The sequence below is a fragment of the Nocardia sp. NPDC005998 genome (assembly GCF_040614395.1).
In the GTDB taxonomy this organism is placed as follows: domain Bacteria; phylum Actinomycetota; class Actinomycetes; order Mycobacteriales; family Mycobacteriaceae; genus Nocardia.
Genome location: NZ_JBEXUI010000019.1, coordinates 133,375 through 142,687 on the forward strand (window position 1 = coordinate 133,375; position 9,313 = coordinate 142,687).

General features: G+C 65.5%; 6 protein-coding genes. 5 read left to right on the forward strand and 1 reads right to left on the reverse strand.

Features of this window, described 5'->3' with window-relative positions; translation table 11 throughout:
* Positions 1–387 precede the first annotated feature (387 nt).
* The 4 genes from ABZ293_RS24400 to ABZ293_RS24415 all read left to right on the forward strand — a co-directional run bounded on the left by ABZ293_RS24400 (position 388) and on the right by ABZ293_RS24415 (position 5,353).
* Positions 388–963: a hypothetical protein gene (locus ABZ293_RS24400; RefSeq protein ID WP_355184106.1), complete on the forward strand. Its 576-nt coding sequence runs from the start codon at positions 388–390 to the stop codon at positions 961–963.
* Between the two features lie 491 nt (positions 964–1,454).
* Complete coding sequence (locus ABZ293_RS24405) at positions 1,455–2,600, forward strand: Hsp70 family protein (RefSeq protein WP_355184108.1); 1,146 nt, start codon at positions 1,455–1,457, stop codon at positions 2,598–2,600.
* A 127-nt stretch (positions 2,601–2,727) separates the two neighbouring features.
* Positions 2,728–3,732, forward strand: a complete 1,005-nt coding sequence (locus ABZ293_RS24410) for a diiron oxygenase (protein ID WP_355184156.1) — start codon at positions 2,728–2,730, stop codon at positions 3,730–3,732.
* 1 nt (position 3,733) lies between these two features.
* Entirely contained in the window at positions 3,734–5,353 is a 1,620-nt protein-coding gene (locus tag ABZ293_RS24415; RefSeq protein ID WP_355184110.1) for an FAD-dependent oxidoreductase, read from the forward strand.
* A gap of 162 nt (positions 5,354–5,515) precedes the next feature.
* Here ABZ293_RS24415 and ABZ293_RS24420 read toward each other — a convergent pair whose 3' ends face one another.
* A complete protein-coding gene (locus tag ABZ293_RS24420; protein WP_354952886.1) occupies positions 5,516–6,277 on the reverse strand; it encodes a glucose 1-dehydrogenase in 762 nt (253 codons plus the stop codon).
* Positions 6,278–6,878: 601 nt separating this feature from the next.
* On the opposite strand from ABZ293_RS24420, the gene ABZ293_RS24425 reads away from it, so the two are divergent.
* Positions 6,879–9,313: Hsp70 family protein (locus tag ABZ293_RS24425; protein ID WP_355184112.1), on the forward strand; the 2,435-nt coding region annotated here is incomplete at its 3' end.

Sequence of the window (9,313 nt, forward strand, 5' to 3'; positions counted from 1 at the left end):
ATGGCGTGTCGAAACCGAACTCCGGTTTCAACTTCTCATATCGTGCTGAATGCGAAACACGCGCTAGTGGGTTCCGGTGGGTTATCGGAACGCTATCCGAAGTGAGCTATTCGCAATGGTCGTCGAACGCGGCCCGGATAACCGATATCCGGCCGCCCGATCGCAGCCTGCTCGACCTGCTGTCGGTGGGTCAGGGCTCACGACGCAGGTCGTGTGCAGGTGGCGAGGAGTTGATCGATCGCCATGTCAATTCGAAGTCAGTTATTTCCCGCGCTGGCCATTGCCAGTGCCGCGGTGATAATCCAATCCGGTTCGGCCACGGCCGCACCACCACCCGGAACGCCTGCAGTGCGCGCACCGGATGGGTCGGTGATCATCGTGGTTCCTGTGGATTCACCCGAAGTGGCCGTGCAGAGCCCGGAATCGGTGGGGAAGCCGATCCCGAACTCCGCTACCAGCCGCACCCTCGCGCAGTTGCTGCCTTACGGAATCGTGGGTGATCAACTGCATTTCACGCCGAATCCGGAGCAGTGGGATAACGCGCGAACGATTGTCGGGGTGGTCCAGCGCCGCAGCATGCCCGCCTATGCGGCGGTCGTCGCACTGGCCACCGCACTACAGGAATCGATGCTGCGCAACCTGACGGAGCCGGTCGATCACGACTCGCTCGGGCTGTTCCAGCAGCGTCCCTCCGCGGGTTGGGGTACGCCGGAACAGCTCATCGATGCGCGCTACGCGACCGCGCGATTCCTGGACGCATTGCTGGTCAACGCGCCGGACTACCTGGCGATGCCGCTGTGGCAGGCGGCGCAGGCCGCGCAGCGTTCCGGCGTTGCGGTGGCGTACGCGCGGTGGCAGGAACAGGCTGCGCAGATGGTGCTGCGGTTGCTCGGGCCGGAGCAGGGACCGGTGCCGCGCGCGGCATACGCGGCGAATGCTCAGGCGGTGCTGCAATGTTGCTGATCAGTCGCCAACAGCCGCAAAGGTTTTGTTTTCCCGCACCGGAATCGGACACGAATTCCGGTGCGGGGGGTCGGAACTCGGGCGAGTGCGAGATTCGATCGCGGCGCCTTGGCGTGCACGGACTGGTCAGTATCGATGAGCCTCGCCAACCCGCTCGTGGCGGCTGTCCGGCAACCATTGATCAGGGGAGCTGCAAGGAGGTGTTTGTGCATGTAGAAACGTGTGGCGATAGCTGAGATGGCGGAGTCGGCATTGGCCGGCGAACGCTATCGGGTCATCGTTGAATTTCGGCGCGCCGTAATGGGATCCGACCATGATCGCCGCGCGCGTGGCCACCTTGCAGCTGAGCCGGGTTCGGTGCTTTGCTGTGCAACCTGTGTCAGTACCGGCGGCATGCGGACAACCGTATGTCCGGTGGTTGGCAGGCGGGTCGCGGAGTGGTTGCGTGAATAGGGTTCGAAGCAAATCGGCTCGGCGATCAGAGGATTGCGATGGCGGTTGGTCTTGGTTTGAGCATCGGCACGGTGAACACGGTTTCCGCGCTCGCGGAGGAGGGTTCGGCCAAGGCTCCCCCGGGGCGCCGCTCCGCCGCCGAGTGCTCACCCGCCATCACCCGTCGCACCACCCTCGCCTTCGACAGCACCGGCATGGCCCGAGTCGGCATGATTCCGCGGCACGGGCGCGCGATCGCCGAATTCGCCGACCTGGGTCAGTGCAAGGCCACGCGGGCAAGGGTCGGGCATCGGGCGCTGACCGCCGCCGATCTGATCGCGGTCGTGGCGGACTGTCTGATCACCGAGGCGCGCCGCGATCGCCGGGCGGCCGATGCCGGGGTCACGCTGACACATCCGGCGGGCTACTCCGAGGGGCAGGTGGGGGAGCTGCGCGCGGCATTGGACGCGATCGGCCTGGGGCAGGTCGCGCTGGTCGCCGAACCCGTCGCGGCGGCGACCTGGCTGGAGGTCGAACGCGGTCCGCTGATGCCGGGCCTAGCCCTGGTTTATGACCTGGGTGGTGCCAACCTCGATATCACTCTGGTGCGGGTCGGGCCGGGTTGTCCGCGCAATCCGATCGTCGGGGTGCCGATTCGTTCATCGGAATTCGGCGGCCGTGCCTTCGGCGCGCTGGTCGCCGCGCGGGCCGGGAGTAGCACCGCCGCGGCCGCTATCTCCAGTGCGACCGCCGATGAGTTGCGGGCCATCCACATTCGATCCTCGCTGGAGTTGGTGTACCGCTGCCTCCGCATGGCCGATGTGACCATGGCCGATGTGGACTGTGTCCTGGTGGTCGGCGGTGCTGCCCGCCCGGTCGAGGTGTCCCAGGTGCTCGCCGGTGAACTCGCGCGTCCGGTGATCACGGCGCCGGATCCGGAGCGCACCATCGCCGACGGCGCCGCCATCATGGCGCGTCGCGCCGCCGCTGCGGCGGAGGAGGCGGCCGGACATCACCGCCGACGCAGACATCCGGGCGCGCACCGCAGAGCGACGGCGCGGGCCCTCTTACTTTCCCGGCGCACCAGGCGCCGCTTGACCCGGGTGGCGATCGCGGCGGGAATGTCGGCCGCTGGGGTAGCGCTCGCGCTGGTGCTGCCCGCCGACACGGTGGTCGCGGGGCTGTCGCAGCTCGGGCTGCGGTAGCGGCATCCCCGGCGGCGAGCCGCACCGTCGCCGGGGATGCCGATTATGTGCCAGGTTGACGTAACTCCTCGTAGGTGTAACTATGGGATACAGTAAATGTGTTCCACGAGGAGAGGCAGTGACGACGATGTCTACAGCCGTGACGCCCGCAGTCGATCCCGATCTGGCGAAGGCGCAGGAGTATGCCGCCAAGCTGCTGCTGCTCTCCGAGGGCTCGGTGAACAAGCACTTCGACCCCTTCGAGGACATCGACTGGGACAACCCCGACTTTGCCGCCGATGCCGGAGAAGAGCGCTGGGTCCTCCCGGTATCCGGTGATGCGCTCGGTCGCCACCCCTGGTACCAGGCGCTGCCGCTCGACCGGAAGATCGCCATCGGCAAGTACCGCCAGGCCAATGTCGCCAAGGTCGGTCTGCAGTTCGAATCCATCCTGATCAGCGGCATGGTGACGCACAGCTTCGGCCTGCCCAACGGCTCGCCCGAGTTCCGTTACTGCTCCCACGAGATGATCGAGGAGCACAACCACACCCTGATGTTCCAGGAGATGGTCAACCGGATCGGGATCGATGTCCCCGGTATGGGCCCGCTGGTGCGCAAGTTCAAGTACATCGGCGCGCCGGTGGCCGCGCTGTTCCCGAATCTGTTCTTCATGGCCGTACTCGCGGGCGAGGAGCCGATCGATCACATTCAGAAGGCGATTCTGCGCTCGGGTGAGGAAGTGCATCCGATCATGCGTGGCGTAATGGCCATCCATGTCGCCGAGGAGGCACGCCACATCTCCTTCGCGCACGAATTCCTGAAGCAGCACGTGCCCGATGCGAATGCGTTCAACAAGCTGGTGCTCTCGGTCGTCATGCCGATCGTCATGTGGATTCTCGGCCGCTCCATCTACACACCGCCCCGATCGTTCTTCCGGGAGTTCGATATCCCGGATGCGGTGCGCAAGGAACTGTTCTACGGGTCGGAGCAGGCCAAGCAGGAGTTCAGCGATTTCTTCGGCGATGTGCGCACGCTGGCCCATGACATCGGCCTGATGAACCCCATCGGCAAGGCGGTGTGGAAGCTGCTGAAGATCGACGGCCACACCACCCGCTACCGCTCCGAGCCGTTGCGCGCGGCGAAGGCTGGCTGACGTGCCCTACGTCGTCACGCAGTCCTGTTGTAGCGACGCGTCCTGCGTATACGCCTGCCCGGTCAACTGCATTCATCCCACGCCCGATGAGCCGGACTTCCTGACGGCGGAGATGCTGTACGTGGACCCGCAGGCGTGTGTGGACTGCGGTGCCTGCGCCACGGCGTGCCCGGTGGATGCCATTACCTCGTCGAAGAAGCTGACCGACGAGCAGAAGCCGTTCATCGAGATCAATGCCGACTTCTATCGCCAGACGCGACCGCGACCGCTACTCGCGAAGCCGGTGCCCGCGGCCGAGATCCACACCGAGCGCCAGCCGCTGCGGGTGGCGATCATCGGATCGGGGCCCTCGGCCATGTATGCGGCCGATGAATTGCTGACCCAGCCCGATGTCACTGTGACGGTCTTCGACCGACTTCCGGTACCCCATGGGCTGGCCAGGTACGGCGTCGCACCGGACCATGCCAAGACCAGGCAGGTCAATAAGCTCTTCGACATCATCTCGGCGCAGCCCGGTTTCGGGTCGTATCTGAATGTCGAAGTGGGCAAGCATATTTCGCATGCCGAACTGCTCGCGCACTTCCATGCGGTCATCTACGCGGTCGGCGCGTCCTCGGATCGCAAGCTCGACATCCCCGGAGAGGGGGTGGCGGGCAATGTATCCGCCACCGACTTCGTCGCCTGGTACAACGGACATCCCGATCACGCGGGGCGCACCTTCGATCTGTCGCATCGCCGGGCCGTCATCGTCGGCAATGGCAATGTGGCCCTCGATGTGGCGCGCATTCTGGCCAGTGATCCGGAAGTGTTGGCGGGTACCGATATCGCACCTTATGCGCTGAAAGCCTTGCGGGAGAGCAAGATCGAGGAAGTGGTCATCCTCGGTCGCCGTGGTCCGGCCGAATCCGCCTGCACCGTCCCGGAGCTCGTCGGTCTGCTCGGCGCCGATGTCGATATCGCCATCGAAGGTGAGCTGCCGGAGTTGACGGAGGGACTGCCGTTCCAGGTCGAGCAGAAGCTGCGGCTGCTGCGCTCCGTAGCGACTGCTCGCAGGTCGCTCGAAAGGGTCGGAGTTTCCGAGCGGCCCTTCGGCGCGCGCAAGCGGATCGTCTTCCGGTATCTGGCCACGCCCACCGAGATTCTCGGCGCCGATGCGGTGACCGGTATCGAAGTGAGCCGCAATGTCCTCGTCACCGATCCGGACGGTCGCGTGCGTGCCGTCGCGACAGAGGAGACCGAGCGGCTGGATGCCGGGTTGGTGCTCACCTCGGTCGGTTATCGCGGTATGGTATTGCCCGGCTTACCATTTGATGAACAGGCCGCCGTTATCCCGAACCGCAATGGTCGGGTGCTCGAGCAGTCCGGCGGCGCGGTGCTGCCGGGTACGTATGTCACGGGCTGGATCAAGCGCGGCCCCACCGGGTTCATCGGTACCAATAAGTCCTGTGCGCAAGAGACTGTTCGGCAGCTGGCCGACGATTTCAATGCGGGGCGGTTGCGTGAACCCGTCGGCGGCGCGACGGACTTCGACCACTTGGTGCGCGGCCGTCGGCCCGCGGTGGTGGCCAGTGGTCCCGTGGTGCGGACCGGTAGGGTGCGCCGCCTGCTCGCCCGCGTGTGAGCGGTCGCGGCGCATTCGCGCCGATGACGCATTGGTGATGCGTAACAGTTCTTGCCCCCCGCCGACATGACATGTGCGAGGTAGGGTCCGAGGGATGATCGGCACCTCGGCGTTCGGGCATGCGATGAGGGCGTGCGCCGCGCCGAGGTGCCGGTTGGCGAATTATTTGGCGGTAAACCCGCCATCGATCGCGAGCGCCGCGCCGGTGATGAAACTGGCCTCATCGCTGAGCAGATAGGCGCAGAAGGATGCGATCTCCTCCGGCTTGCTGATCCGGCCGAGTGGATGCAGTGCGGCGATGGCGGCCGCACCCTCCGGTGTCGCACCCATCGAATTGCGGAATGCCGGAGTGTCGACCGCGCCGGAGACCAGCGCGTTCACCCGCACGCCCTGGTCGGCGGCCTCCAGCGCAACCGCACGGGTCAGCCCGACAACACCGTGTTTGGCCGCCACATACGGCGCCACCGAACCCATGCCGACCACGCCCAGATTCGAGGCGTTGTTGAGAATTGCGCCGCCACCCGCGGCGACAATGGCCGGAACCTGGTGCCGCAGACCGTAGAACACGCTGGTCAGGTTGAGTTCGAGATCGGCGCGCCAACCCGCCTCGTCGATCTGTGCTATCGGGCCGAAGGCATTGACGGCACCCGCGTTGTTGAAGGCCGCGTCCAACCGTCCGTATTCGGTGAGCGCCGCCTGCGTCAGTCGGGCCACGTCGTCCTCGACGGTGACATCGGTCGGCACGAAGACCGCCCGGCCTCCCGTCGCGCGGATATCGGCCGCGAGCTGTTCACCCGCGTCCTTGCCACGAGCGCCGAGCACCACCGCCGCGCCCTCGGCCGCCGCCCGCAGCGCCACTGCCTTGCCGACACCCGAACTCGCTCCGGTGATCAGCACGACCTTGTCCGCGAAACGTGTAGACATCGTTTTCGTTTTCCCTTCTCGTCCTTGCGATTTCATGTTCGATGAGGTGGGCGGGGTCTCGGCCCGGCCGCGCGCTTCGTCATCGCTCGACCCAGTCAAGTCGTTGGCGGATCATGCTGCTGGCGTAAAACAGTCATGGCGTTTGATGCGTCATGATTAGCGACGCGGGGGGCGGCCATGCAATGAAATGCCTAGTGCTGGCAACTCTTCGGTTACCGACCAGTCGGTGTGTGTTGTCGCTTCTGCGCGGTTTCGATGATCGTCTATTGCGCATGGGTCTATCGAGGTCGTCGGTTGGGTTACTGGGGGGTAGCGGAACCTGGCCTACCGCAGTGAAATCGGGTATTGGTTGCGAAACGCCGATCGTCCAGGGGACTTAATTGCGTTTGTTCGAGCCGATTAGCTGGGAGTTTGAATCTTCATCAACGGAAGTCGAACGTTTCATATCAATTAGGCATCCCATCCGATCCGATAGCAGCTAACCTGTGGGAGCTGTTTGGGAAGCGACCGCGGCCACATGGATCTCCTATGTGATGGACGTGGTCTCGGTGCGTTGACGGGATAGCGAATGACGACAGGTCTGGGTTTCAGCATCGGTTCAGTGAACTCGATATCCGCCATGGTGACCGGTGGGCGATCATGGTCATCGGTGCGGACGCGCCGCACGGCGGTGGCATTCGACAGCGCGGGTGGCATCCGGATCGGTGGGATCCCCCAATTCACCATGGCGGTAACGGATTTCGCCGATCTGGCGCGGGACCCGGAGCCGATGATCGTGGGTGGCCGACTCTGGTCGCCTGCGAACCTGGTCGCCGCGGTGGTGAACGGCCTGCTCGAATCGTTCCCGCCGACCGCGGGTGCGGTAGCGACCTATCCCGCATGCTATTCCGATAAGCAGCTGTCGCTGCTGCGACAGGCGCTCAACTTGGCCGGGGCCGCGGATGTGATGCTGGTACCCGAACCCGTCGCGGCCGCGGAGTGGCTCGAACACGAGCGCGGGCCGCTGGAGTCGGGTTTCGTGCTGGTCTACGATCTCGGCGGGGCCAGCCTCGACGTCTCGATGGTCCGGGTCGGACCGGACTGGGACGATCATCCGATCGTCGGAAGGTCTATGCGCTCCTACGATTTCGGCGGCCGTCCGCTCGGTTCGATGATCGCGCGGTACGCGCGGGTCGCCACGCCCGGCGATAACGGGTCGATGCTGCAGATGACCTCGATCGTCGATATCGGGGGGCTACGCACCCAGCACATCCGGGATTCCTTCGACGTGGTCCGCGAGTGTGTGGAATCGACGGGACGCAGCCTGTCCGATGTCGACTGCATCCTGCTGGTCGGCGGCGCGACCCGTCCCGTCGAGGTCGCGCGCACCATCGCCGAACTCGGGCGTCCCGTGGTGATGTCGACCGATCCGGGCCAGACCGTCGCCGTTGGCGCCGCCGGCTATGCCGCCCGCAACTTCGCCTCGGTGTCGACGGGCGGTCGGCATCGGGCCCCGAAGGTCGCCGTATTCTCCAGTGCCGCAGTGGCATCCGCAGTGGCGGTATCGGCCGTCACGGTATTCGGCGGCCCGACCATCCCGGAGGGGCCGTCCCTGGTCGACGCTTTCCCGCATGGTCGGCACCCGATGGACAACCTGCTGTTCGAACCCCATATCGAGGCGCTGGCCGATGCCGGTTCCGCGGTATCCAGGGCCGTCGACTGGGCGAGCAATGCCGCGGGCTTCGGCTACTCGGGTCGGCCCGCCTACGGGATCGCGCCGGTAGACCACGTGACAACGATCGGTCCGTCGGTGGCCGAGGCGCACTGGGGCAGCCACCAGAATCCGCGAAGTGGGCCGATGCAATCCGAGGGTGGCACCTATGCCAACCCGGCCCAGTTCTTGAACCCCTTACCCTTCGTCCAAACCCCGCAACCTGCCCCCGAGCTGCCCGCCATCCCCGCGGCTCCCATGCCCATCCCACGCGTGAGCATTCCGGGATCCGTTCCCGCCCCGAACAATTCGGTCCCCACCGCCCCCACATCGCCGCCCACCGGTGGATCCGGTACCACGACTCCCGGCACCGGAACCGCAGGCACGCACGTCGGCGACATCCCGACTTCCGGCGGTCCTGCAACAGGCACCCCGTCGGGCCAAACCCCCTCCGGAACCGCGACTCCGGGTGGAACGTCCTCCGCGGACAGTTGGTCCGGCACCGCGTCGGGAAATACGCACGGGAGTACTTGGGGCGGTACGTCTTCGAACGGTTCGAACGGGACGACACCGGGCGGATCTACGAACGGATCGACGAGTGGTACCTCCGGTCCGACCGGCAGTGGTACGTCAGGCGGTTCGACCAGTGGAAGCACATCGGGTGGCTCTGCAAGCGGCGGCACCTCGAGTGGTTCGAACAGTGGTCATACCCCGGGTGGTTCGAACGGCGATGGTACCCAGGGGGGTTCGAACAGCGGTCACACCTCGGGTGCCCCCGGTAGTTCGAACGGTGGTGGTACCTCGGGGGCTGCGAATAGTGGTCGTGCCTCGGGTGACTCGGGTGGTTCGGATAGCGGTGGCGCCTTGGGTGGTTCGAATGGCGGTGGTGCGTCGGGGGCTGCGAATAGCGGTCATACCTCGGGTGCCCCCGGTGGTTTGAATGGCGGTGGTGCGTCGGGGGCTGCGAATAGCGGTCGTACCTCAGGTGGCTCGGGTGGTTCGGATAGCGGTGGTGCCTCGGGTGGTTTGAATGGCGGTGGTGCCTTGGGTGGTTCGGATGGTGGTGGTGGCTCAGGTGGTTCGAACGGTGGTGCGTCGGGGGCTGCGAATAGCGGTCATACCTCGGGTGCCCCCGGTGGTTTGAATGGCGGTGGTGCGTCGGGGGCTGCGAATAGCGGTCGTACCTCAGGTGGCTCGGGTGGTTCGGATAGCGGTGGTGCCTCGGGTGGTTTGAATGGCGGTGGTGCCTTGGGTGGTTTGAATGGCGGTGGTGCCTTGGGTGGTTTGAATGGCGGTGGTGCCTTGGGTGGTTTGAATGGCGGTGGTGCCTTGGGTGGTTTGAATGG

Coding starts and splice junctions, on each gene's coding strand:
- ABZ293_RS24410 (WP_355184156.1), top strand. CDS start 2,728: ATGTCTACAGCCGTGACGCCCGCAGTCGATCCCGATCTGGCGAAGGCG.
- ABZ293_RS24420 (WP_354952886.1), bottom strand. CDS start 6,277: ATGTCTACACGTTTCGCGGACAAGGTCGTGCTGATCACCGGAGCGAGT.
- ABZ293_RS24405 (WP_355184108.1), top strand. CDS start 1,455: ATGGCGGTTGGTCTTGGTTTGAGCATCGGCACGGTGAACACGGTTTCC.